The 25,118-nt window shown below is 68.1% G+C and carries 22 protein-coding genes; 6 read left to right on the forward strand and 16 right to left on the reverse strand.

The window, feature by feature from the left end:
* The first annotated feature begins 8 nt into the window (after positions 1–8).
* Positions 9–1,868, forward strand: coding sequence for a sulfate adenylyltransferase subunit CysN (cysC, locus tag BN2156_RS17670; protein ID WP_090516319.1), 1,860 nt, complete (start codon positions 9–11; stop codon positions 1,866–1,868).
* Here cysC and BN2156_RS17675 read toward each other — a convergent pair.
* Both BN2156_RS17675 and BN2156_RS17680 read right to left on the reverse strand, forming a co-directional pair.
* Positions 1,865–2,707, reverse strand: a complete 843-nt coding sequence (locus BN2156_RS17675) for an alpha/beta fold hydrolase (protein ID WP_090516320.1) — start codon at positions 2,705–2,707, stop codon at positions 1,865–1,867. The genes cysC and BN2156_RS17675 overlap by 4 nt on opposite strands.
* Positions 2,708–2,742: 35 nt before the next feature.
* On the reverse strand, positions 2,743–3,525 hold the full coding sequence (locus BN2156_RS17680; protein ID WP_090517451.1) for a trans-aconitate 2-methyltransferase: 783 nt from the start codon (positions 3,523–3,525) through the stop codon (positions 2,743–2,745).
* 47 nt (positions 3,526–3,572) lie between these two features.
* Between BN2156_RS17680 and BN2156_RS17685 the strand changes: the two genes are divergently transcribed.
* Both BN2156_RS17685 and BN2156_RS17690 read left to right on the forward strand, forming a co-directional pair.
* Positions 3,573–4,451 (forward strand): amidohydrolase family protein, encoded by an 879-nt coding sequence (locus BN2156_RS17685; RefSeq protein ID WP_090516321.1) that lies wholly within the window; start codon positions 3,573–3,575, stop codon positions 4,449–4,451.
* 23 nt (positions 4,452–4,474) lie between these two features.
* On the forward strand, positions 4,475–5,665 hold the full coding sequence (locus BN2156_RS17690) for an alpha/beta hydrolase family protein (protein ID WP_090516322.1): 1,191 nt from the start codon (positions 4,475–4,477) through the stop codon (positions 5,663–5,665).
* Here BN2156_RS17690 and eccE read toward each other — a convergent pair.
* The 13 genes from eccE to BN2156_RS17755 all read right to left on the reverse strand — a co-directional run bounded on the left by eccE (position 5,621) and on the right by BN2156_RS17755 (position 22,075).
* Positions 5,621–6,538: a type VII secretion protein EccE gene (gene eccE / locus BN2156_RS17695; RefSeq protein ID WP_090516323.1), complete on the reverse strand. Its 918-nt coding sequence runs from the start codon at positions 6,536–6,538 to the stop codon at positions 5,621–5,623. The two genes, BN2156_RS17690 and eccE, sit on opposite strands and share 45 nt — an antisense overlap.
* Positions 6,535–7,914: a type VII secretion-associated serine protease mycosin gene (mycP, locus tag BN2156_RS17700; protein ID WP_090516324.1), complete on the reverse strand. Its 1,380-nt coding sequence runs from the start codon at positions 7,912–7,914 to the stop codon at positions 6,535–6,537. Before mycP ends, eccE begins: the two co-directional genes overlap by 4 nt.
* 7 nt (positions 7,915–7,921) lie before the next feature.
* A complete protein-coding gene (gene eccD, locus BN2156_RS17705; RefSeq protein ID WP_090516325.1) occupies positions 7,922–9,337 on the reverse strand; it encodes a type VII secretion integral membrane protein EccD in 1,416 nt (471 codons plus the stop codon).
* Positions 9,338–9,339: 2 nt separating this feature from the next.
* A complete protein-coding gene (locus tag BN2156_RS17710) occupies positions 9,340–10,242 on the reverse strand; it encodes an ESX secretion-associated protein EspG (protein ID WP_090516326.1) in 903 nt (300 codons plus the stop codon).
* 33 nt (positions 10,243–10,275) lie between these two features.
* A complete protein-coding gene (locus BN2156_RS17715) occupies positions 10,276–10,563 on the reverse strand; it encodes a WXG100 family type VII secretion target (RefSeq protein ID WP_019342950.1) in 288 nt (95 codons plus the stop codon).
* Positions 10,564–10,592: 29 nt separating this feature from the next.
* The gene (gene esxG / locus BN2156_RS17720) at positions 10,593–10,886 is read right to left on the reverse strand and encodes a type VII secretion system protein EsxG (RefSeq protein ID WP_067765159.1); all 294 of its coding nucleotides are present in this window, start codon (positions 10,884–10,886) and stop codon (positions 10,593–10,595) included.
* A 52-nt stretch (positions 10,887–10,938) separates the two neighbouring features.
* Positions 10,939–12,462: a PPE domain-containing protein gene (locus BN2156_RS17725; protein ID WP_090516327.1), complete on the reverse strand. Its 1,524-nt coding sequence runs from the start codon at positions 12,460–12,462 to the stop codon at positions 10,939–10,941.
* A gap of 1 nt (position 12,463) precedes the next feature.
* Complete coding sequence (locus BN2156_RS17730; protein ID WP_090516328.1) at positions 12,464–12,775, reverse strand: PE family protein; 312 nt, start codon at positions 12,773–12,775, stop codon at positions 12,464–12,466.
* Entirely contained in the window at positions 12,775–16,743 is a 3,969-nt protein-coding gene (gene eccCa / locus BN2156_RS17735; protein ID WP_090516329.1) for a type VII secretion protein EccCa, read from the reverse strand. Before eccCa ends, BN2156_RS17730 begins: the two co-directional genes overlap by 1 nt.
* Positions 16,740–18,296, reverse strand: coding sequence for a type VII secretion protein EccB (gene eccB / locus BN2156_RS17740; RefSeq protein ID WP_090516330.1), 1,557 nt, complete (start codon positions 18,294–18,296; stop codon positions 16,740–16,742). The genes eccCa and eccB overlap by 4 nt, the downstream gene beginning before the upstream one ends.
* Entirely contained in the window at positions 18,293–20,062 is a 1,770-nt protein-coding gene (gene eccA / locus BN2156_RS17745) for a type VII secretion AAA-ATPase EccA (RefSeq protein WP_090516331.1), read from the reverse strand. Before eccA ends, eccB begins: the two co-directional genes overlap by 4 nt.
* Positions 20,063–20,248: 186 nt before the next feature.
* On the reverse strand, positions 20,249–21,142 hold the full coding sequence (locus BN2156_RS17750) for a class I SAM-dependent methyltransferase (protein WP_090516332.1): 894 nt from the start codon (positions 21,140–21,142) through the stop codon (positions 20,249–20,251).
* Positions 21,143–21,172: 30 nt separating this feature from the next.
* A complete protein-coding gene (locus tag BN2156_RS17755; protein WP_162490883.1) occupies positions 21,173–22,075 on the reverse strand; it encodes an oxygenase MpaB family protein in 903 nt (300 codons plus the stop codon).
* A 76-nt stretch (positions 22,076–22,151) separates the two neighbouring features.
* On the opposite strand from BN2156_RS17755, the gene BN2156_RS17760 reads away from it, so the two are divergent.
* From BN2156_RS17760 to BN2156_RS17770, 3 genes are read left to right on the forward strand one after another with little or no spacing between them, the layout of a single operon-like run.
* Positions 22,152–22,766, forward strand: a complete 615-nt coding sequence (locus BN2156_RS17760) for a TetR/AcrR family transcriptional regulator (protein WP_090517452.1) — start codon at positions 22,152–22,154, stop codon at positions 22,764–22,766.
* A gap of 1 nt (position 22,767) precedes the next feature.
* Positions 22,768–23,610: a helix-turn-helix transcriptional regulator gene (locus tag BN2156_RS17765; RefSeq protein ID WP_090516334.1), complete on the forward strand. Its 843-nt coding sequence runs from the start codon at positions 22,768–22,770 to the stop codon at positions 23,608–23,610.
* Positions 23,611–23,617: 7 nt separating this feature from the next.
* Complete coding sequence (locus BN2156_RS17770; protein WP_090516335.1) at positions 23,618–24,451, forward strand: SAM-dependent methyltransferase; 834 nt, start codon at positions 23,618–23,620, stop codon at positions 24,449–24,451.
* Positions 24,452–24,456: 5 nt separating this feature from the next.
* Here BN2156_RS17770 and BN2156_RS17775 read toward each other — a convergent pair whose 3' ends face one another.
* A complete protein-coding gene (locus BN2156_RS17775; RefSeq protein WP_090516336.1) occupies positions 24,457–25,035 on the reverse strand; it encodes a VOC family protein in 579 nt (192 codons plus the stop codon).
* Positions 25,036–25,118: the final 83 nt, after the last annotated feature.

A 25,118-nucleotide genomic window follows, 5' to 3' on the forward strand; every position in this document is an offset into this window, starting at 1 on the left:
GGATTCTGATGAGCACGCGTCAACTGCTGCGCATCACCACGGCCGGGTCGGTCGATGACGGCAAGAGCACGCTGATCGGCCGCCTCCTGCACGACACCGACAGCCTGCCGCTGGATCATCTTGAGGCCGTGACCGATTCGGACGGGGTGGCCGACCTGGCGGCGCTGTCCGACGGGCTGCGGGCCGAGCGGGAGCAGGGCATCACCATCGATGTGGCCTACCGGTTCTTCTCCACCGCCACCCGCAGCTACATCCTGGCCGACACCCCCGGCCACGAGCGCTACACCCGCAACATGTTCACCGGTGCCTCCAATGCGCATGTGGCGATCCTGCTGGTCGATGCCCGGGCCGGGGTGCTGCGCCAGACCCGGCGTCACGCCCGCATCGCGAAACTGTTGGGTATCAAGCACTTCGTCGCCACGGTCAACAAGATCGACCTGGTCGACTTCGACAAGGACCGGTTCGCCGAAGTTGAACGGGAGCTGCACCAGGTCGCCGACCGGCTCGGCGGGCTCGATCTGACCGTCATCCCGATCGCCGCCAAACTGGGCGACAACGTGGTGCACCGCTCGCAGAACACCCCCTGGTACGAGGGGCCGACCCTGCTCGACTACCTCGAGGGCATCGAACTGTCCGCACCCCATGCCGATCCGGCAAACCTGCGCCTGGCCGTGCAGTGGGTGTCGCGACCCACATCGGAGCAGCGTCGCCGTTACACCGGCCGGCTGTCGGCGGGCACGCTACAGGTCGGTGACCCCGTGGTGAGCCTGCCAGCCGGCACGCGGTCGGTGGTCACGGCCCTGGACACCCTCGACGAGGACCGCGCGGTAGGTGTTGCCCCGCTGTCGGTTTCGATCGAGCTGGCCGACGACATCGATGTCGGCCGCGGCGATGTCTTCGTCAGCGGCGCGTCGGATGCCGTGGTGCCGGTGCTGGCCCGGGAGATCGACGCGACGGTTTGCTGGTTCTTCGACAACCCGCTGCGTGCGGGCGACCGGCTGGCCCTCAAGCAGGGCACCCGCACGGTGCGGGCCACGGTCCAGGAGCTGCACACCAAGCTCGACCCGGAGACCCTCGACGAGGTCGAGGCTCCGGTTGAGCTGGCGCTCAACGACATCGGCTCGGTCACGCTGCGCACCAGCTCGGTCCTGGTGGCCGACAGCTACGCCGACAATCGCGACAACGGCGCGTTCATCCTGATCGACGAGGTGTCCAATGACACCGTCGGCGCCGGGATCATCGTCGAGGCGCGCGAACTCAAGCCGAGCGGACACAACCGGTCCGACATCAAATGGCATCCGTCGTCCTTGGACCGCGACTATCGCTGGAACAGCACCGGCCAGCGCGGTGCGACCATCTGGTTCACCGGTCTGCCGGCCTCGGGCAAGTCCACGCTGGCGGTGGCCGTCGAGCGGGCGCTGGTCGAATCCGGCCAGGTGGCCTACCTCCTCGACGGGGACAACCTGCGCCACGGCCTGTCCGATGATCTTGGCTTCTCGGCCGGTGACCGGACCGAGAACATCCGCCGGGTAGGCCACTTGACCCGGCTGCTGGCCGATGCGGGTGTGGTCGCGCTGGCATCGCTGGTGTCACCGCTGAAGTCCGACCGCGAGACCGCTCGGGCCCTCAACGACGCCGCCAAACTGCCGTTCATCGAGGTGCACGTCGCGACCTCGTTGGCCGAGTGCGAGCGCCGGGATCCCAAGGGGCTCTACGCGCGAGCCCGGGCCGGTGAGCTCAAAGGCCTCACCGGCGTCGACGCACCTTACGAGCCGCCCGAGAATCCCGACCTGGTGCTCGACACCACCGGCGCCGTGATCGACGACCTGGTCCGGCAGGTCATCGATCTGCTCAACACCCGCCGCTAACCAGTGATTTGTGCACCTCCACCAACGGCCAGCGTTGCCGGAGGTGCACAAATCGCCTCGATGACGCGGTCGGCATGGGTGACGTACAGCCCGTGTGCAGCCCCGGGGATCTCGACGAGCTTCGCGTCAGGCAACAGCGCGGCGGTGCGTCGCCCGGTGAGCTCGATGGGCGCTGACACGTCGGCATCGCCGTGGATCACCAGGACCGGCAGATCGAGGCCGGCAAGCTCGGCGCGGTAGTCGGTGTGGGCGCCCATCTGCTGGGTGGCGACCAGTGTCACGAGGGGCACGGCGGCGACCTGGTCCACCGTCCACCGGACCACCTCGGGCGACACCACGTGATTCCCGAAGAAGGACGCGGCGTTGTCCACACACCATTGCCGCACATCGCGTTCCAACTCGGCGAGCATTCCGTCGAGCATCGCCTCGGGAACACCGTCGGGGTTGTCCGGGGTCTCGACCAGGAGCGGGAGCTGGGGCGCTACGAGCACCGCACGATTCACCCGCGCGGTCCCGTGCCGGCTCAGATAGCGCACGATCTCACCACAGCCCAGGGAATGCCCCACCATCGCCACCTCGCGGAGGTCCAGGTGCTCGAGCAGCGCGGCCAGGTCGTCGGCCAGCAGATCCACCGTCCACTCGCCGTCGTAGGTACCGGAAGCGCCGTGCCCGCGCCGGTCATAGCTCACACAGCGAAACCCATTGTCCACCAGTCTTTCCACGAGGTGAATCCACTGGCCTGAATTGAGTCCCCACGAATGGGTGAAGACCACGACCGGCCCGGACCCGGCGTCGGTGTAGTGAATGTCGGCGCTGTCTGCGGTCTTGAATGTCGGCATGCGCCAATGCTTGCGCAGCGCGGTACGGAAATCGATTACGTCGTAGGTAATGGCTGTCCGACTTGAGCGACCACAAACACGCGCCGGAACGGGAAGAACGTGGTGCCGTCTTCGCGCTTGGGATAAGCCTCGGCCAGCATCGGGATGATGGCCTGGCGGTATTGCTGCCACAGCTCTTCGCTCAGCCTGCCCTTGACCTGAGTCAGGGCCGTACCGGTGATCCAGTCCAAAACCGGTTTCTCACCGGTCAATTGGTGCAGATAGGTGGTTTCCCAGGCATCCACCGCACAGCCGGCGTCGGTGAGCAGTCCGGCGTATTGAGCCGGCGTGTCCACCTGGCCCACGTCACGCCACGGCATGTCCCGCAGCGGTTCGATGAACGTTTCCCGCCGCGCCAGCTCCCGGACCGCGTGATGTGAGGGCGCATCGAAATTGCCCGGCACCTGGAACGCGATCCAGGCGCCGGCCGGCAACTGTCCGGCCCAGCGCACCACGAGGTCGCGATGCGTGGGCACCCATTGCAATGCCGCGTTGGAGACCACCACGTCGGTATCGGGTTGCGGTGCCCAGTCCTCGATCCCGCCGGCGTGGGCCTCGAGCCCGCGGGCCTGCGCGGCCGCCACCATCTCCGGCGAGCTGTCCCAGGCCTCCAGCGCGGTGTCAGGCCAGCGCTGTAGCAACGTCTCGGTCAGGTTGCCCGGTCCACACCCGAGGTCGACCACCCGTCGCGGCGCATCCGCTGCGACGCGGTTCAGCAGGTCGTAGAACGGCCGGCCCCGATGATCAGCGAAGGTCAGATAGGTATCGGGATTCCACACCCACCCGATCATTCCCTCCCGCGGCCGGCGGTGCATGATCGTCGACGATGGATGAATCGAAAAAAGTCCGGCAAATCTGGACGGAGCTGGGCCTGCCCGGCATCGTCGACGTGCACACCCACTTCATGCCCAAGAACGTCATGGACAAGGTGTGGCAGTACTTCGACAGCCAGGGGCCGCTGATCGGCCGGGAATGGCCCATCACCTACCGCGCCGACGAGGCCCAGCGGGTCGCCACCCTCCGCGAGTTCGGCATCCGCAGGTTCACCTCCCTGATCTACGCGCACAAACCCGACATGGCGGCCTGGCTGAACCAGTGGGCGAGGGGCTTCGCCCAGGACACCCCCGACTGTCTGGCCACCGCCACGTTCTTCCCCGAGCCCGAGGCCACCGGCTATGTCAGGGATGCCATCGCCGCAGGCACCCAGGTGTTCAAGTCGCACATCCAGGTGGGCAACTATGAGCCCAACGATCCCCTGCTCGACGAGGTCTGGGGTCAGATCGAGGACGCCGGCATCCCCGTCGTCATCCACTGTGGATCCGGCCCGGCGCCCGGTGACTTCACCGGTCCGGACCCGATAGCCCGCCTGCTGACCCGCTATCCGCGCCTGGCGCTGATCATCGCGCACATGGGTATGCCCGAGTACTCGGCATTCCTGGACCTGGCGGAACGCTACGACAACGTGCGACTGGACACCACAATGGCGTTCACCCCGTTCGTCGAAGAGATGATGCCGTTCCCCGCCGCCGAGCAGGGCCGGCTGAAGGACCTGGGTGAGCACATCCTGTTCGGCAGCGACTTCCCGAACATCCCGTACGGATATGCCGAGGCCGTGCACCATCTGATCGACCTGCCGGGTGTCGACGACGCCTGGCGCCGCAATGTTCTGCATGACAACGCCGCGAAGTTGTTCGGTCTGAGCTGAGCAGTTGGTTAGCATCGGGAATCGTGGACCCGGATCCGGTTGAACCCCCGATTCCCGTTCCTGACGTCCCCGGCGGTGATGCCGGTGCGCGCGGTCTGCCGCACCGCGCGGATCTGACCGCCCGACAGCGGGCCATCGTAGACGCCTCCGCGGTCGCCGACATCGCGTTGCGCACCGGGGTCGCTTCGATCGTGGCCGCCTCGATGGTGCCGACCATGCTGGCATCGATGCTGCATCCGTCGGCTTCACGCGCCGAGCATGACCACATGCGCTTCTACGCGGATCTGGCTGCCGCGCAGGACCCCGCGGTGTCGTTCCCGGCTCCCACCGGGCCGCCCCGGGTGTTGACCCGGCGGGCGAGTCCGGTGGCGGAGATGATCGCGCACGGCCGGGTGGAGAACATCCAATTCGACAGCAGCTTCACCGCGGTCAATCCTGCGCTGCGCGACCTGTGCGGTGGGTTCACCCGCAACAACGTTGTGAGGGCGCAACATTGGCGCCACAACGACGGGCCGCACCCCACGTTGTGTGTGATCCACGGGTTCATGGGATCGCCGTATCTGGCGAACGGACTGTTCCTGTCGCTGCCGTGGTTCTACCGCTCGGGATACGACGTGTTGTTGTACACCTTGCCGTTTCACGGCGGCCGCGCTGAGCGGTTCTCACCGTTCAGCGGCTACGGATTCTTCTCACACGGATTCGCCGGCTTCTCCGAGGCGATGGCCCAGGCGGTGTACGACTTCCGTTCGGTGGTCGACTATTTGGAGTCCACGGGTGTCGACCGCGTCGCCCTGACCGGCATCTCGTTGGGCGGCTTCACCTCGGCCCTGCTGGCCAGTGTGGACGACCGGATTCAGGCCGTGGTCCCGAATGTCCCGGTGGTGACCCCGGATCGCACGGTCGACGAGTGGTTCCCGGCGAACAAGCTGGTGGCCCTGCAACGTCTGGTGGCCAGGACCGACCCTGCATTGACGGAAGCGGCGGGGCGGTACGCCTCGCCGCTGAACTACCGCCCGCTGGTGCCCAAGGAACGACGCCTGATCATCACCGGCCTCGGCGACCGGCTGGCTCCGCCGCAACAGGCCGAGATGCTGTGGGAACACTGGGATCGCTGCGCGTTCCACTGGTTCCCGGGCAACCACTTGTTGCATGTGAGCCAGCCGGACTACCTACGCCGGATGACCCGCTTCCTGCGGGATTTCATGTTCGACTGACGCCGTCAGCGCCTGCGGCGGCGCGACCGGAGTGCCCTCGAGACGCTGCACGGACAACGGGTTGAGCGCCGCCAGCGCCGGACGATGCCGGCCGCGAACCGGGGTCAGCCCGGCCAGCGGAGCCTTGCGCGCCGGCCGGTCCTGGGTGCGGATCGCGGCACCCACCGTCAGCTGGGGATCAGCCGGAGATCCGGTGAACTCCAGTGCCGTCCAGGTTTCCTGCGCGGGCAGGGCCGCAACTGCGGCCAGCACGTCATCCAGCTTGTCGTTGACGCTCACGCGGTACGCCGCAACGTGTCCGGAGTCGTCCTTGACCCCACGCCAGGTTTCCTTGCCCGGTTCCGGCAGCGGAGCGTCGACTCCGTCGACCAGCGTGACCGTCCAGCCCTGCTCCCGCAGATGGTCGCGCAGGCGGCGTCCGACGATTTCGATGGTGTCCCGCAGCGGGATTCGCGATGACCGGGCGCGCAGCGCGTCGAGGTTGTCGACGGCGGCGACGGTCAGGCTGATCCAGCTGCGGCGCGAGCCACCGGCGTCGCGGTGGGTCATGCGGACCTTGTCACAGCGGATGCCGTACCGGTCGAGGTAGCTGACGACGACCGGAAGCTGGGCCGGGTCGGCGGGATCGACGCGCAGCACGACGGTCTCCGAATCGGCTGCCTCGGCAGGCCGGCTCTTGGCGAGGTTGCGCCGCCACACGGCGATGCTGCGGGCGACCCGGGTGGTCAGGAACAGCCCGCCCCACCAGGCCAGCAGCAGCACCACGGCGGCAACGGAAACGCCGAGCACCCACCGTTCGGTATCGGTCTGCCACGGCCGGGCCAGGACCGCCGCGACGATGAACAGAGACGCCAGCGCGAGTCGGGCGGTCATGAGTGGTCCTTCCGTCGATATGCGCTGAATGCGACGGCCATGGCCGCCAGCGCGAGAGCTCCGGTGCCGGCGAAGGCGACGATTCGCCCGGTGTTGTCACGCGGGGCCGGTTCCGCCGGGGCGGCAATGGGTTTGCCCGCGGGGGCCGCCGGTCCGTCTAGTGGGATGTCGGCGACGTCCCAGGTGAGTGCGGCCACCGGATCGACGCCGCCGGCACCGGTCACGTTGGACGGCGAGCGCGCAGCACCCTGGGCCGTCGTGGTCAGCCGGTGCACCACCTGGCGGGCGTTCAGATCGGGAAACTTGCTGCGCACCAAGGCGGCAACGCCGGATACGTATGCCGCGGCGTAGCTGGTGCCGTTGAGCGGGACCAGTTTGTCCTGCTCGGTGGGCATGGCGTTGGACAGCCCACCCCCGGGCGCGTTGCTCACCGAGGAGATGTTCTCGCCGGGCGCGGCGATGCCCACCCACGGTCCTGCCATGGTGAATCCGGAGGGCTGCCCGGTCGCGTTGAGCGCGCCGACGGACAGCACGTAGGGCTGCCACCACGACGGGATGGACACCGAGGAGACGCCGCCCCAGTTCCGCGGATCGCCGGGCGCGCCGGCGTCGGCGGGCGCATTGGACTCGCACGACGATCCGGTCGCGACGCCGCCGCGGCTGTTCCCGGCCGCTGCGATGATCACCGCGTCCTTCTCGACCGCCGCATAGCGCAGCGCCGCACCGAGTTCGGTCTGATCGATCTGCTTGTCGGCGGGTACGCAGGTCACCACGGAGATGTTGATGACGCGCGCACCCATGTCGGCCGCACGCACCACGGCCCGGGCCAGGCTGGCCACGTCGGCTGCCACGCGGGCCTCGACGGCGTCGGCGCCGGGCGTGCGCGGGGCGAACCGTGGCGAGTTCTGCCTGATCGAGATCAGCCGGGCTTCCGGCGCCACACCCGAGAACCCGTCTGGCCCTGGCTGTCCGGCGATCAGGCCGGCCACCGAGGTGCCGTGACCATCACAGTCGGTCAGGCCGTCGGTGGACTCGATGAAATCGCCACCGCCTTCGACGTGAGGCAGCCGGGGTCCCGGCTGCACACCGGTGTCGATGACCGCGACGGTCTGGCCTTGTCCCCGGCTCTGTTTCCAGGCACCGGACAGATTGAGCGCCAGCTGATTCGGGCTGACCGCGCCGGGGTCGGTGCCCGGCAGGACGCCCGTGGTGGCACACGCCGAACGCTGCGTCATCGCCTCCACCGGGCCGGCACTGCCGGCCGGCGGGGCGATCTGCGGGTCGACCTCGGGCGGGCTGACGGCACCCGCCGACGGGGAGCCGACCAACAGCACCAGACCGGCTGTGGCCAGGACACCCAGGCTCTTGTGGATCACCGATTCATCACCTGTCGAGAACGAGGCTGAACAGCCCGATGAGGAAGGCCATCACCGGAATCAGCGAAGCGTCGAGGCCCGTGGCCAGGAAGCCGACCAGGCGCCGCATCGGCAGGGAGTAGGTGTCCGGAGACGCGGCCCGCGGGTTCAGCGCGGCGACGACCCACACCACCACCAGGGCGGCGAGCACGGCCAGCGCCCACCACGCGGCCTCGTACCGGCCGTCGATCGCGAAGGTCACCAACAGGACGACGGTCAGCAGGTAGGGATGGCCGAGCAGCCACGCCTTGCACGAGGCAGAGTCCCAGACCCGCGCCCGCAAGGCGGCACCGAACGCGGCGGCCACCACGACATACCAGGCCCACGGCGACGCGGTCGGCGAACCGACCAGGGCCACCGAGCCGGCCACGCCGAGCAGCACACCCGCTGCGATCACACCGGTCTGGTGCGACTGGCTCACCCGGACCCGGCGCGGCAGGTCGGCCAGAACCGACAGTGGCTGCGCCGACGGCGACGGATCACCCGGCGCGGGGATGACGGGCAGCGGGAAACGCGCCCACATGGCGGACAACTGGGCGGCCTGAACGGTGACCACGAGCGCGATCAGGATCAGCGCGCACCCGACCACGGTCGAATTGATCTCCCACAGCGAGGCCGCACCGGCGACCAACAACACACCGACGCCGGCCACCGTGGCCGCGGTGAACACCGCGATGCCCCGGTCATCGGACGAGCTGGCCATGCTGATCAACGACCACGCGGCCACCCCGGCCGCGGCCAACAGGATGCTGGGCGCACCGAAATCACCTGGCACACCGAGGGCGAACGCCGCGGCGACAGGAACCAGCGCAGTGACGGCCAGTGCCGTGGCCAGTACGGGTGAGCGGCCCCGGGTCGACAGCGCGGCGAGCACGGTGGCGATGGCGATGCCACCGACGACGAACAATCCGAGCAGCTCACCGGTCACCACACGGTGGGCGACGGCCAGGCCGGTGCCCGCCAGGATCAGCCCGATCAGGGCCAGCGATGCGTACCGCGCGATGTTCTCGGCACCCCACGGGCGCCGGCGGGCGGCCGAGAAGATCACAGCAGCGTCGGCGATGTCCTCGACGATGCGCGGGGCAGCCGGGCCGGCCGGGACTGCTTGCAGCGCAAGCAGATCCCCGTCCACCACGCCGACCGTGTCGAGCGTGGCATCCAGGCTGTAGGGCGCACCGCCGACCGGGGCCAGGCTGAGCCGCACCGGGTCCGGGGCGCTCGCGCCGTCGTCGCCCCCGGCAGGGAGCACGATGCGCTGGACCGCGGGCAGGATCTCGCGCAGCGGCAGCTCGGACGGCAGGGCCATCTCGGTCAGCCGGCCGCCATCGTCTCCAGCGGCCAGCACGGCCACCCGAACGATCGGCATCACAGTGTTGTCGGACATTCCTATGCTTTCTGGGTTCTTCTCATGGAGCGTGAATCTCGGTGGGATACAGCGTGGTCGGTTGGCGCGGCTTCGTCGAAGTCGCGAATGAGCGGCTGGTCGGGGAACCAGGAGCCGCTCGGCAGCGAAGCGGTGAGCCGTTCGATCGCCATCGCGATCGATTCGGCGTTGCCCGCCGTGAAGGTCGAAATCCACTCCCCGTCGAAGGCTTTCGACGGGGAGACCAGGATCCGTCCCTCGGGAGTGTCGATGATGCTGACCCCCACTTGTGTGGTGACCCGGTGACCGTCGCGGTGTTCTCCGGCGACGATCTCGACGTAGGTGCGCCGTCCGTCGAACACCGACTCCACGATCGGCCGGGCCGAGGCTGGGACACCGAGGAATCCCAGCACCTCGGTCAGCGGGGTGCCGTTGCGGATCTGATCGTCCGCGCGGGCACCGGCCGCGGCCGGCAACGCGAACTCCTCGAACCGGGCCGGCCTGCGTTGCGACAGTCCGGCCGTGAGCACCGGGACCAGCGCGTGCGGATGGTGGATGTCCATCTCGGTGAACGTCACCAGCTGCGCGTTGCGCAGAACGACCACCGTGCGGCCGTCCAGTCTGGCGACGATGCCGCGCAGCAGATCCCCTGGGCCGGAGACAAACCGCAGATCGAGCCATTGGGTTGCCCGGCAAACCAGCCGAACCCATTGCGCCACCTGCGGATTGACTCCACCACTGGCGTCGAGCACACCCATCCGGGTCAGGCCGGCGGTCTGCTCGGCGGCAAAGCCGGACCGCTGCACCGGTTCGCTGTAGGGCGGCGTTATGGCCAGCACCCACGGGAACGCCCCGGCGCCGAGTACCTCGGCGAGGTACCAGGCCTGATCGGTGGTGAGCTCGACGGCGTTAGCTCCGGTGTTCAAAGCGGAGCCTCCGGCTCCAGAAGGCCACCGATGCTAGCCCCACTTGGCCCCTTCGGCGGCGTCGCGCGCGCTCATCGACATGGTGTTCATCTCGTGAGTGGAGGCCATCGCCCGGTAGGCCCGGGTGAGCTCTTCCATGGCCTGGTTCCACTGGGCCTGCCAGGCCTGGTAGGTCATACCGGTGTCACCCTGCCAGGCGCTGCTCAACGCGGCCTGCTCGGCGGCGATGTCGGCACCGACCGCGTGCAGCGCACCCGAGTAGGTGTTCATCTCCCCGGCGTGAGCCAGCATGGCGGGGTAGTTGTACATGATCTGAGACATGAAAACTCCTGTATCCGTTGCTTGTTCGGCTAGACCGAGGTGTAGGTGCTGGCGGCGGCGGCGTCCTGGGCGACGTAGGTGCCCGCGGCGTCACCGAGGTTGAGCTGCGCGATGTCCAGCAGTGCGTTGACCTTGGCGGACACCTCGACGAACCGGGCGTGCGCGGCCTGGAACGCGGCCGAGGCCTCACCCATGTGGTAGGCCTGCGAGGACATGGCGGCCTGCTCGGCCTGGGCGATGGTGCTGCGCATCAGCGCGGCCTTGGCGCCGAAGGCGGCCTCGGAAGCGATCAGCTGGGGGATGTGAGCGTCCAACAGACTCATGGAATTTCCTTTCGGATCGTTGATGGATGGTCGTCGTGCATGAGCGGTCTGGTCAGCTGCGCGAACCCCCTTCCGGATCGCCCGGGGCCTCGTCGGGCTCCCAGGAACCGGGCAGCATCGGGGAGACGGGACTCTCGTCGAACCTCTCGCCGGCGAGCGTGGTCAAACCGGCCGCGGTCGCGGCCGATTTCGTCCCGGTGCCGGTGAATCCCATTGTCCCGGCACTACTTTCGGACGCACGTACCCGAGGTTCCGGTTGTGGCGCGGGGTCAGGATCCGGCTCCTCGTAGTCCATGTAGGCATCCGCGTAGGCGTGGTCCTCCAGTGCCGCACCCCGCTTGCGCCGACGCTTACGACGCGCCGCCAGCGACGCGGCCACGCCTGAAGCCGCCGCGGGGATTCCGGCAGCCGGTGCCGAGGCACTGGACTTGCCGCCCACCGTCGGGCTGAAACCCTCATCGGGGTCGTTGCCCAACACCACATATGGCGCGAAAGCCGCAGCGGCGACCGGAGCCGGTGCCGCGGCCCCACCGGCGCTGGCCGGGGCACCCGCAGGAGCGGTTCCCACCCGGCCCACGGGTACCGGCGCGGCCTCGGCCTCGGCCGGGACGTCGGCCGGAGACGGGTCGGGCAGTAGTCCGAGGAACCCCAGGGACGCCAGGCCGATGCCCAGCAGCGGGATCAGGAACGGCGAGAGCGCAACGCTGATCCAGGTGCCCCACCCGACCGGCTGGAAGATCGCCTGGTAGATCACGGGGCCGAGCATCGCGCCCCAGGTGCTCCAGAAGGCGCTCGGGTTGGTCAGCAGGGTCTCGATCATCCCCTGGATGTTGCCGAGCGGGTCGTTGAGGAACTTCAGCAGCTGATCGCTGTCGGGCAGTGTCCTGACGTAGTCGATCAGCCATTGCGGCAGGTTCGGGTACTCGCTGTCCGCCGTGGTATCGGCCGTGGTCAGCGCCGAACCGGATTCCGTCGCGGTGGCCTGCGCCATCATCTGCTGTGCGTTGGCCGAGGCGGTACCTGCCTCCCCCACACCGGGTTTGAGCAGCATCGGAGACGGCGTGCTGCTGGGAGCCGCCATGACCGCGGCACCGGCGACAGCCTGGTAGGTGGCCATGGTGGTGGCGGCCTGGATCCACATCCGGACGTAGTCAGCCTCGTTGACCGCAATCGGAATCGTGTTGATACCGAAGAAGTTCGTGGCAAGCAGGACGCCGTGGACGACATGGTTCAGCGCGAGCTCTGGCAGCGTCGGCATGGTGGCCACCGCGGTGGTGTAGGCCGCGGCCGCAGTCTCGTGTTGCACCGCCACCGCGGCACTGTTGGCGCTCTGCTGCGCCAACCATGTCAGGTAGGGCCCGTGGGCGGCGACGTACTGCTCCGAACTCGGGCCCTCCCACGACCCGGCCTGCACCCCGCCCAGCACGCTGGTGAGTTCCGCTGCCGCCGAGGCATATTCGGTGCTCAGCGACTGCCAGGCCCCCGCTGCGGCCAGCAACGACCCGGCGCCTGGACCGCTGGAAAGCAGCGTCGAGTGCACCTCGGGTGGTAGGGCCATCCAGATGGGGGCGGTCATGTCAGATGCCGCGCGCGGTCAGGTAGGACGCAGCCGCCATCGCGTCACCGGTGACGTAGCTGGCACCGGACTCCCCGACGCCGACACCCGAGCGGCCGAGTTCCTCGACCCCTTGGGCGGCTACCGCCGAGTGCTGGGCGCCGTGCGCGCTGAACCCCGTCGCGGTCTGCAACGACACCGCGTCCGCGGCAGGCGGGATCACCGCCGAGACCAGGGGCGCGGCGGCGGCGTGGGCCGCGGCCAGACGGGCGGTGAGCGCTTCGACGGCCGCGCTCGCGGCGGTCAATCCTTCCGGAACTACTCGCAATGTCATCAGAATTCCTTTCTCCCGTTGTTCACGGACAGCGCCGTGTCATCGATGAGTGGGTTGACGAGCTGGACGAACTCGGGCGCGTCGCCGTCGCCGAGCAACATGCCGCGTCCCGCCGGGAACCGGGCGAACCGGTGCCCGCGGAGCTTGCCGCTGTCGGCGGGATTGCCCGACAGCATCAACGTGGTCGCTTGCAGATCATTGAGGCGGCGCAGCAGCGGTGCGGTCATCACGGCGTGCGCCGATCCGGTGGCCCGGGCCGTCACGATGACGCGCAGACCCAGATCGGTTGCCTCGGCCAACAAGTTCACGATGTTGGTCCACGGGCGCTGCCCGGCGAACGGTCCGCTGATGGCGGGTCCGTCGGGGATCTGGTCCACGTCGTCGATGATCAGGTAGTGGATGTGGCCGTCCGTGCCCGTCCGCTGGTTCCAGGCGCTGAGCTCCTGCGGGCTCAAACCGGCAGGCGGACGGCGCTTCTCGATGAGGGCCGACAGACCCAGCATCGCGGGCAGCACGCGGTCGATGTTCGCCGTGTACTCGTTGTCCGGGAACAACGGCTCCTCCACCAGGTGCAGCCGTCGGTCGATGACCGTGAAGGCCACCTCGTCCGGCCGGGAGTTCTCCCGGATGGTCCGGATGATGTGACGCAGCAGCGTGGTCTTGCCGGACCTCGTATCGCCGAACACCGCCAGCAGCGGGTTGGTCTTGAAGTCGAGCACGACGGGAGCCAGGTCTTCCTCCCGCTGACCGATGACCACCTGCTCGGGCGCCGGGTACAGCGGCGCCAGCGCGGCCGGGGCCAGCGCGGTGGGCAGCAGACGCACCGGCGGTGCGCTCTGTCCGGGGTAGCGGGCATTGATCACGGCGATGTCGCTCAACTGCGGCTCGGCGAACAGGAAGTGCTCGGCGGCCATGGTCAGGCCGCGGCCCGGCTGATCGGCTGGCACCGATTCGGCCGGACGACGCAGCGCACCCACCACCCGCACGATGCTGTCGTGGCTGTCGTGCAGCTTGAGCTCCAGCCGCAGGCCGAGGCCGTCGCGCATCGCCAGCGGCACCTCCAGCCAGTTCGGCGTGGTGATCACGACGTGGATGCCGTAGGACAGGCCGGTATTGGCCAACTCGGTCACCTTGGCCAGCAACGGGTTACGCGTGTTGAAGGTGTCGGTGTTGTCGCGGCTGAAGGCGTACAGGTTGTCGATGACCAGGAACACCTCGCCGTAACCATCGGAGTATTTGCCCACCCGGCTCACCGCGCCCTGCTGCTGACGGGCCCGCAGCAGCTGCTCGAGCTCACCGAAGGTGCGCCGGATGCGCTCGGGCTCCAGCGGGGTCGCCACACTGCCGACGTGCGCCAGATCGGCCAGGCCGGCAAGCTGCCCGCCGCCGTAATCGAGGACGTAGAAGCTCACTTCGCTCGGCGAGTGCAGTGCCGCCGCCGACAGGACGAAGGTCTGCAGTGCCGTCGACTTACCCGATCGCGGTCCACCGTGGATCAGCACGTTGGCTGCCGACGAGTTCGCGTCGTACACCAGAGCGTCGCGGCGCATCTCGAACGGCTTGTCGATTTCACCCAGCGGCCAACGCAGTTGACCGGGTTCGACGTCGGTGCGGGCCAGCACGTCGTCCAGCGCGATCGCGTCGTCCAGCGGCGGCAGCCAGAGCTTGGGTGCCTGCGGGCCGTAGGTGGCCAGCTGGTCGCCGATGGTGGCGATCAGCTTGCGCGGTGGCGCGACATCGATCTCGGGCTCGTTCGTGACGATCACGGTATCGGGCTCGGGCTCGACACGCGACGCGGTGAACAGCTGCGGCTGCGGCAGGGCCCGCACCACGATCGACTTCTCCGCGCGAGGCGGGTCGTAGATGCCGTCGACGTAGGTGCTGCGAAACTTGATCGGCACCGCACCCGGGGCGGGCACCAGGAAGCCTTCGCCCTTGTGTTCGCGACCCGACTCGATGTGATAGGCGTCCTCGACCCCGATGATCTGCCGGGAGATGCTGGGGCTGGCCACCTTCAGGCCGATCCGGTACGACGTGTTCTTGTCGATGTCCTTGATCCGGCCCACGTCGAGGGTCTGCGACGCGAAGAGGATGTGGATCCGGAACGAACGCCCCTTGCGTGCGACGTAATCGAACAGGTCGGCGTACTCCGGATGCTCGGCGAGCATCAGGGTGAACTCGTCGGCGACCACGAACAGCGTCGGCATCGGGGGCAGGTCGTGCCCGGCTGCGATGGCGGCCTCGTACTCGGTGACCGAGTTGAAGGCACTGCCCTGAACCCGGCGGCCGGCCTCCTTGAGCAGCTGCTCACGGCGGGCCACTTCCCCGCGCAGGGTGTCGGCGAACCGGTCGGCCAGCGACCGCTTCTCGGCCATGTTCGAGATGACCGCCACCACCTGTGGGAAGTTGCGGAAGATGTCGGCTCCGGCCTCACCCTTGAAGTCGGCGTAGATCACGATGAGCCGCTCAGCGGAGTGAGTCGTCAACAGTGACAACAGGATCGACATCAGGGTCTGGGACTTGCCCGAGCCGGTCATACCGATCATCAGGCCGTGCGGGCCCATGCCGCCCTCGGCCTCGTCTTTGAGGTCGAAGTACAGCGGCTCACCGGTGGCGGTGACGCCGATCGGCACGCGCAGTTCGTCGTCGCGGTTGCGCGGCGCCCACAGGCTGGCGACGTCCAGTGCCGAGGCATCCGGGATATCGAGGAGCGTCGTGAAGGTCGCGCCGCCGGTCGCGGTCGAGCGCACGTAGCCGGGATTGGAGTCCCAGCGCGACAGCCGCCGCGCGATGTGAGCGGCCGCGGCGGCCGACACGGCGTCGGCCTTGGCGACATACGGCTGCCAGCCGCTGCTCTGCCACCGCTCGATCCGGCCGTCGGTGACCCGCAGGATGGGCCGCTCGGGATCCGGGTACTGCTCACGGTTGGGCAGCTTGTCGCTGCGGTGGATCACCGTCACCCCGGTAAGGCCGGGCTTGCGCGCGATGTCGTCGGGGTCGGCCTCGGGGTCATCGAGCACGACCAGCATGTGCTTGAGCACCTGGTCTGATTCGGCGGGGAACGCCGGCCGGCCGGCCAGGGCCGATTCGAGTTGTCCGCGCAGCTCGGTGACGCCGGTGGTCAGGTACCGAGCCGGGCCGACGCCATCGGCCTGGGCCGGAATATCCACATGCGGAAGCCATTTCAGCCACGACCAGGCATCGCCGTCGACATCGGGCGAGGCCAGCGCAACGCCGAGCATGGTCGGGTCGTGCCAGGTCACGGCCTGGGCGATCCAGGCCCGCAGCGCGTCACGAACTTCCTCGGCCTCACCGATCACGGTGATCCGGGCCAGCTTGGTGACGTCGATGCCGGTCGGGGCGTCGCGCACGGTGCGCTGCACGTCGAGCAGACCGCGAAGGGTGCTGTGCGACACCGGTTCCAGGTCGATCTCGTCGGCGGTGTCCTTGACCTTCAGCGCCGCGTCCAGCGGCACATCGTGCAACCCGGCACGCAACACCAGGAAGTCACGGTCGCGCGGGTCGCGCTCCCACTGCCGGCGGGTGCCGGGAATGACGGCCAGGGCCTCGGGCTCGGGGTGCGACCACTCCAGCGCGGCACGCTGTTCGGCGGCGTGGGCGCGGACGTTGTCACGCACCACCGACAGGTAGCGCAGGTAGTCGGCGCGTTCGGCGTCGACCTCCTCGGTGCGCATCTTGTTGTCCGACCCGCGGTAGAGCGCGGTGGCCGCCAGCAGCAGCACGAACGGGAAGAACAGTGTCGTCGGAGAGATCATCCGCATGCCGGTGGCCACCAGCGCCACGATCATGCCCACGATCAGGATGACGATCAGGAACGGCAGCACCCGGCGCAGCAGCGACGGCGGAACCAAACGCGGCAACTGCGGCGGTGGTTCGATCGTGATGGTGCCCTTGCGGGTGGTCGGCGGAGCCAGCCTGCGCTGGTGCTCGAAAATCAGCCGGCTCATCGAGTTGCCTCCAGGCGTGCAGCATTGGCGTTGGACGACAGCGCATCGTGTGCGGTCAGGGCGTCGCCACGGGACAGGGTCGGGCCGGCAGCGAACTGCGTCAGGATCGACCACGGGACGGGCAGGGCCGGCGCGGTGAGGCCAAGCGCGGCAACGGTTTTGTCGTCACCGTTGGTGTCGATGCCGTAGCGCACCCCGGTATCGCTCACCCAGAACAGCGAGCCTGCGACCGGCGAACCCGGTTCGGCGCCCACGGTCTGCACCAGATATCCCGTGCCGGGTGTCAGTGCGACCCGGTTGGCGGCGCCGTTGGCACCGGCTCCGACCAGCTCGACGCTGTGCAACCCGTCGGGCACCGGCAGGGCGGCGCCGGAAAGCACGCTCAAGCGGCTCTCGGTGGCACCGGCCGGCTTGCTCCACTGGGCGCAGGTAACCGGGGCGGTCGAGGGCGCCACCACCTTGACCGGGGCGCCCGGGTAGGCGGCCGTGTCGATGGCATGGGAGACGGGCATCCGCGACACCTCGTCGGGCCCGATTCGCGGCGCCTGGTCCAGGCCGTAGGAGTTGGTGTTGCGCAGGATCGTGGCCAGCACCGGTGAGACCGGCTGCAGGCCGTCGGACAGCACCGCGTAGTACCGGGCGGTGTTGTCGGCGTCGTAGGCGGCCACCACGCCGCCGACGGGCACCGGCGTCGACAACTGGTAGTTCGTCGGTGCCCCGGCGTCGACGATGTGCGGGGCCGTCAGAGCCGGCGCTTCGGGGATGGCGTTGAACAGGCCGGCAGCGATGGGCCGGGGTGCGGGGATCTGCTCGCCCAGACCGAGGGCGTCGGTGACGGCACGGTTGGCCAGATCGACCGGGCTGCGCTTGCCGTCCCACAGCAGCCAGTCACCCGGGGTCGGGCCTTCGCTGTTGTGCACCAGCACGGCTTGATCAGAGGTCAGCTGCAGGGCGCGCTCACCACCGGAGGCGAGAGTGCCGGCGATGACCGTCACACCGGCGTTGATACCCGAGACCGAGTCGCACACAGTCCAATCCGCGTCGGCACTGGTGCTCTGCACCATCCGTTCGGGCGCACCGGGGATGCCGAGCAGGTTGCCGCGCGGGAACTTGTCGATCTCGCTGGTCTTGACGGTGGTCGGGTTGTCCGCCTTGCCGGCGATCAACCGCGCCGAGGTGAGGTTCAGCACGGGATGCAACTGCTCACCGACCCGCACGTACAGGGCAGCCGTCGACCGGTCGGCCAGCACGGCGTCGTTACCTGCGGCGCCGCCCGGACGGATCAACGAGAAGATGAAGCAGCCGACCAGGCCGGTGACCAGGATCAGCGCACCGGTCATCACCGCGCGGCTCTGTGTGCGCAGCGGATCGACCAGCATGCGGGTGTCGTGCAGCGCGACGCCAGAAGCGATGCGGCGCATGACAAATCGCCAGCCGGTCACCTGGTGGCGCGTGACGAAACCGCGGCGGTACTGCACACCGTCGGGGTTCTCGTTGTTCGGCGTACGAGACGAGAAGGAACGACGCTCGTCGGAAGGTCCCGGGGGGGTCATGCGGGCACCGTCAGCCCGAGGCCGCGCAGCAGCGGGCCGGCCGAATTGGTCACGTCACCGGCGGTGATCGTCATCATCTCCTCGTCGGTGAAGTCGTCGTGGTCGGAATGGTCGAGGCGGTACTCGCGCTCCTCCTCGGAGCGCTCGACCAGGTTGCGGACGAAGCGGCCGTTACCGGCGATGTCCAGGCTGCGACGCGGCACGCCGTTGGCGTCGGGCGTGGTGGCTTCGGCCAGGTAGCCGAACAGGCGCTCCATCTCGTCGTGGGCGGCCTTCTCGAAGGTGCTGTCGCGCTTCTCTGCCATCCGCTCGGCGATCTCGACGAGTTCCGAGGAGGAGTACGACGGGAAGTCGATGCTGCGGGTGAAGCGCGAGCGCAGACCTTCGTTGGTGTCCAGGAACATGTCGAGGTCCTTGCGGTACCCCGCGACGATCACCACGAGCCGGTCGCGGTCGTTCTCCATGCGGGCCAGCAGGGTGTCGATGGCGACGAGGCCGAAGTCGTTCTTGGCGCCGGTGGACACCAGCGCGTAGGCCTCGTCGAGGAACAGCACGCCGTCGAGTGCGCTGTCGATGATCGCGTTGGTCTTGGCTTCGGTCTCACCGATGTGCTGGCCGATCAGGTCGGCACGGTGCACCTCGCGCACCGTCTCCTTCTTGAGAAGTCCCAGACCGCAATAGATCTTCGCGACGACGCGGGCGATGGTCGTCTTACCCGTTCCGGGCGGGCCGGCGAACACCAGGTGGTTGGTGCGCTGGGCCACGGCCAGTCCGCGTTCCTGGCGGCGGATCGACATCGCGACCGAGCTCTTGAGCCGCGCCACCTGGAACTTCACTTCTTCCAGACCGATGAACTCGGCCAGTTCGGCTTCGGCCTCGACGAGCAGGTGCGCCTTGCGTTCCTTGGCGCCCGGGTCGACGAAGTCCGACTCCGACGGTTCGGTGTCGGGATCCCACGGATCGGTACGGGCATCGATGCGCGCCGCAGTGGTGACGAGCAGGCCGAAGGTCGAATCCGACAGCGCCTCTTCGACTTGCTTGTTCTCCGGGTGTGCCGCGAAGAGGTCCTGCAGTACTTCGTTGGCGTCCTCGTCCTCGCCCTGTCCGCGCAAGGTCAGCGCCTTGGCCAGGGCGCCGTCGAGGGCCGCCACCGCGATCGGACCGGACGGGTCCTCCAGGTAGGACAACGCGGGCGCGAACATGCCGAGCCGGGCCAACGCGATGCCGAGGGTGGTGCGTGCGGCGTGCGCGGTGACCTCGTCGAGCGACGGGTTGGTGACCACCGGGGTGAGCAGACGCACCACATCGGACCAGCGCTCGGCGTGGTGGTTGAACGCGACCCGCAGCCAGGTGGCGTTGAGCCACCCGGGCCGGCGGGCGAGCACGTCGGCAACCAGCGCGTCGGCCTCGGCACGGGCACCTTCGGTATAGCGCCGCACGGCGTAGGCGAGCTGGAAGTCGTCGACCTCAGTGGCGCGGAACTGCAGGTACAGGCCGCTGTCGTAGAGGAACCCGAGCTGACCGGCCGCGAGGTCGATCTCACGCTGGAGCAGGCCTGCGCTGCCACGGGTGCGCCACACCGCGTCGATGACCGGTCCGGACACGTCGCCCGCGGCGGCCAGGCCGGTCCAGGCATCGCAGTGGTCGTGCGCGATGCGTGTCAGACCAGCAAAGCCGGCCCGGGCCGCGTCGAGATCGGCCGGCCGCTGACGGTCGTTCACCGTCAGGCCGAGCGCACGACAACATGTGGCGAAGCGGCTGATCACATCGCGATCGAGCCGGGGCGCTCCGGAAGGCGGAGCCGCAAGCGTGTCACTACCCATATGCGTGCACGGGAGCGACTAAGCCCCCGATTCTCTCCCTTATGTATGGCTAAGCTAACTTTTGCTGAAGTTAGCATTGCATAACTTAAGTGTCGAGAGGCACCTACTCGCGCTAGCTCGTGAACTGCCTCACCTTTTGGTCGCAGCCACCAAGGTGATAGTTCCCGTCATTGCCCCCGCCTCGGAGTCAGGAGCGGGCACGGGCCGGTCCAGTTCGGCGAGATAGCGATGCAAGGGCGTCGCGGTTGCGTCCCAGCCCTGCGCGCCGAACCACTGATCCGCGGGCGCGTGTTGCTGGTTGTACACGAGCGTGAAAAAGGCGTTCTCCTCACCGGAGGACACCGCTTCGGCACGCTTCGCCTCGAACGCCTCATCCGGCATCGGAACCGCCTCCTCGATACCGACGAAGCTGCCGGGCGCCGCCAGCGCATCGATGCCAGCAAACAGCTGTTCCTGTGCTGTGGCAGGCAGATAGATCAACAGACCCTCGGCGATCCAGGCAGAGGGCCGCGATGGATCGAAGCCGCTCTCCCGCAGCGCCTGTGGCCAGTCGTCGCGCAGATCGATCGCCACCTCGCGCCGCTCGGCCGTCGGTTGCTCGCCGAGGCGGTTCATGGTGTCGCGTTTGAACTCCAGCACCCTGGGCTGGTCCAGCTCGTACACCACAGTGCCGTCGGCCCACGGCAGCCGGTAGGCGCGTGAGTCCAGACCGGCTGCCAGCAGCACGACCTGCTTCACCCCGGCGTCGATGGCGCGGGTGAAGTACTCGTCGAAATACTTTGTGCGGGCACCTTGGAAGTCGACGAAGCTTTTGCCGAACTCGGTCTGCAGCGGGTGCTCCGGGTCGGTGCCCTCGACGGCAGTCGTCCACTCGCCCCCGACCGCACGGCAGAACGCCTCGGCATGCCGGTCGACGGCCAGGGGGTCGGGCTTCTGCGCCTCCAGTGCCCTTGAAGCAGCTACGAATAACGCCGTCTGCCCCACGCTCGTGGTGATGTCCCAGTTGTCGTTGTCGCTACGCACCGCCGCGAGGGTACGCCGCGACCCTGACAGCTAGACCAAGGGACGACCGGTGCGGATCCGCCAATCGAGGTCTTTCAGCAGCAGATTGAAGGGGAACTGCCGCAGGAACGACGGCAGCAGGTCGTTGATCGTGCGCAGCACTGCGATCAGCCGGTCGAACCGCTTCTGACTCTTGGCATCCCATGGCAACCGCATCTCGTCGCGGAACCGCTGGGGGAGAAAACCCGTGGTGATCAACAGGGCCACCGCGTCGAGCCGGCGCTGCACCATGCGGGGCAGCTTCGGATTCTTGGGCCGGCCCGCGGCGATCGGATACAGATATCCGCGCACGGTGTCGTCGATGTGCAGTTTCTCCAGCGACTCTTCCCAGTAGCGATCGAACGCGGCCCGGTCGGCCGGCCACATCGACTCAGGCACCTGCAGCGTGGTGCCCATCGTGACGCTGTCGCGGTAGTGCTGGTCGGCGGTCTCGTCGTCCAGCTCGCCGATGAACATCCGGAACACGTCGACCCCGCCCTTATAGAGGCAGGCGGCCACCCAGAGCTGCAGGTTCTTGTCGAACGCGTTGTACTTCACCGGGCTGTCCTCGGTGGAATACACCTGCGCGTGCGCCTTGTTGACCGCGCGGCGGTAGGCCGCCTTTTGCGCGTCACTGCCGCGAGTGGCCACCGCCAGGTAGGTGAAGGTGGTCCTGGCGCGCTTGATGGGGTGCAGATCGGTGCGACCGCTTTCGACGCGGCTCTCGACGACGCCGTAGCCGACGCCGGGATCGGCCAGTTGCATGATCACGTTGGCCGGACCGGCCAGCAGCGCCACGCCCATCAGACCGTCGTCGAAGCTGGCGCCGCGCCGGCGGCGCTTGGGCGCGGCCCCCGGACGTGAGGAGTCACTCATCCCCCGCTCGACGTGCGGGATCGGTTCGCTGACCGTCATGGCCACCCCTCCTGAAACTGAGAACACGTGATTCCTGATATTGGCCTGTAAGTCTGACGGGTGTCAAGATGTGTGGGTGAAGCAGGTCCGTCCCTACCGCGGCATCGAGGCCGCCGACCGCCTCGCGCAGCGGCGCAGCCAGCTGCTTGAGGCCGGGCTGGACCTACTCGGGGCAGAGGACGCCGAGGTGACCGTCCGGGCCGTGTGCCGCACCGCCGGTCTGGCTGCGCGCTACTTCTACGAGAGCTTCGCCGACAAAGACGACTTCATCGGCGCGGTGTACGACTGGGTGATCGCCGATATCGCGACCTCGACGCAGGCCGCCGTTGCCGCCGTTCCACTGGCCGACCAGACGATGGCCGGGATGAGGAACATCGTCCATCTGATCGCCAAGGATCCGAGGATCGGACGGCTGTTGTTCAGCGTCAAGCTGTCCAACGAGGTGTTGACCCGCAAACGTGTCGAGTCCGTGGCGCTGTTCGCCACCCTGCTCGGCCAGCACGCCGGCGACGCCCTGCAGCTGCAGGACAACGATTACCTCAAAGCCACTTCGTATTTCGCCGTGGGCGGTGTGACACAGACGATCAGCGCGTGGTTGTCCGGCGAGGTCGCACTGTCCCCTGAGCAGCTCATCAACCAGTTGCGCTCGATGCTCGATGCGGTGGCCGGCATGCAACAACCGGAGAGTTGACGTGCCGGGCCCGGTGTTGCTACGCCCCACCGCGCCACTGGCCGGCCATGTTCAGTTCTTCGGATATTGGCAGAACATGCAGGGCGTCGCCCACCGCAGCCTGGCCCTGCCGCGCGGCGCCGCGACTGTGATCATCGACCTCGACCCTCGCGACCGCGTCGACTTCTACGCCGCAGACGCCACTACCCGCCTCGATGTCGGCACCGAGTTCATCGCCGGCGCAGGAGTGACGTCCTACGTCACTCACATCGCTCCGTCGCAGACCGTGTTGACGATTCATTTCCGGCCCGGCGGCGCCTCCGCGTTCATGTCCGCACCGCTCGGCGAACTCGAGAACACCTGCGTCAGCCTGGACGCGATCTGGGGCGGCGATGCGCCGACCCTGCGTTCACGGTTGATCGAGGCCGCCTCAGTGCCGGCGCGGATAACCCTGGTGGAGGCGTTCCTCCTGGCGCGCATGCGATCCCGCGATCTGGCGGTCGGTGCCGTGCTGGCCGCCGCCGAACGCCGGCCTTCGCTGCGGGTGGCCGACGCTTGCACGCTGACCGGGATGTCCTCCCGGCAACTGATCGCATCGTTCCGGGCCGAGGTGGGCCTGGCACCCAAGGTCTATCTACGGCTACGCCGGTACCAGGCCGCCATGCGGCTACTGGACACGGGAACCGCCCCCGGTGCCCAGATCGCGGCAAATCTGGGCTATTTCGATCAGGCGCACTTCGTTCGGGAGTTCCGGTCGTTCACCGCCATGACGCCGACTCAGTACGCACAACGCCGGATCGGGTTACCCAGCCACGTCGGCTTCGGCAAAAATATCCAATCCGCCGCCGCGCTCGGCCGCGCATGATGGCGACATGACAGACTCCGAGCGCATCCCCGGCCAAGCCGTCGCCGACACCGGAACCCTGGTGGCGGCCATCCGGGCCGAGGAAACCCGCCGCCCCGACCGGCTTTTCAGCGATCCCTTCGCCGAGAAACTCGCCGGTCAACACGGGCGTCGCCTGCTCGCCGAAGCCGTTGCCGCCAGCGGTGACAAGTCGACCTTGCAGATCGTGGTGCGCACCCGGTTCTGGGACGAGGCCCTGCTACGCGCGGTGCCACCGGTGCGGCAGGTGGTGATCCTTGCCGCCGGACTCGATGCGCGGGCGTACCGGCTGCCGTGGCCCGAAGACACCACGGTGTTCGAACTCGACCAGCCCGCGGTGGTCACTGCCAAGGCCGAGACGCTGGCCGGCGACGCGCCACGCTGCCGTCGGGTGGCCGTCGGCGTCGACCTCACCCAGGACTGGACTGATACGTTGCGGTCCAACGGTTTTGACTCAACGCAACCGTCCGTCTGGCTCATGGAAGGGCTGCTGCAGTACCTGGACGAAGCCGCCGTGCACACTTTGTTCGAGCGGGTCGACGCCTTGTCAGTACCCGGTTCGGTACTGCTCTACGACATCGTCGGCAAGGCGCTGCTGGACAGCGTGATGCTGGCCGCGGTCCGCGAACAGATGTCCCGCAACGGGGCGCCGTGGCTGTTCGGCACCGACGCCCCGGCACAACTGTGCGAGCGGTTGGGCTGGTCGGCCGTCGTCACCGACGTGGCCGAGCCCGGCAACCAGTGGAACCGGTGGTTCGCTCCCGCGGTGCCACTGGAAGTTCCCGGGGTGCCGCGCGGGTATTTCGTCACCGCGACCAAGTAGAAGCCCTAGCCCGCAGGCACCGGAGCACGTCGGTCGGCGGCCGTCTTCGGCTCCGCCTGCGCATCGTTGTCGGTGAATTCCTTGGTCCAGCAGGCGAATTCCAGGGTGATGCCGTCGGGGTCGAGGAAGTAGAACGACCGCACGTAGACGCCGGGGTGCACGGTCGCCGACGCCTGCATCGGGCTGTCGTCATGGTTGAGCACCGGACCGACGCGAACGCCCTTGGCCTTGAGCTTCTGCCGGTACTCGTCGAACTTCTCGGCCGGCACGTGCAGGGCGATGTGGTTCAGCGAGCCGGTGGCGCTGACGAATTCGCCGATGCCGGGGATCGCCGCGGGTGCCGAGATCCCGGGAACGCCGTCGGGGGCTTCACGGAACCAGAAGAACGCGATGCAGTCCCCGTTGCCCGCGTCGAAGAAGAAGTGCTGCCCCATGCCGCCGGGCAGGTCCAGCGACTTGATCAACGGCATGCCGAGCACATTGGTGTAGAAGTCCACGGTGCGCGCCATGTCCGCGCACACCAGCGCCACATGGTTGATACCGCCGAACTCGAACTCCGGGTTGGGATTGCTGGGCTTGATCACGTCGACACACCTCCGGGGTGAACACACCAAACACTGGCGCAACTGCGAATCTGAATCTAACATCAGATTCAGATGTGATCAAT

The sequence above is a fragment of the Mycolicibacterium neworleansense genome, assembly GCF_001245615.1.
Taxonomy (GTDB): domain Bacteria; phylum Actinomycetota; class Actinomycetes; order Mycobacteriales; family Mycobacteriaceae; genus Mycobacterium; species Mycobacterium neworleansense.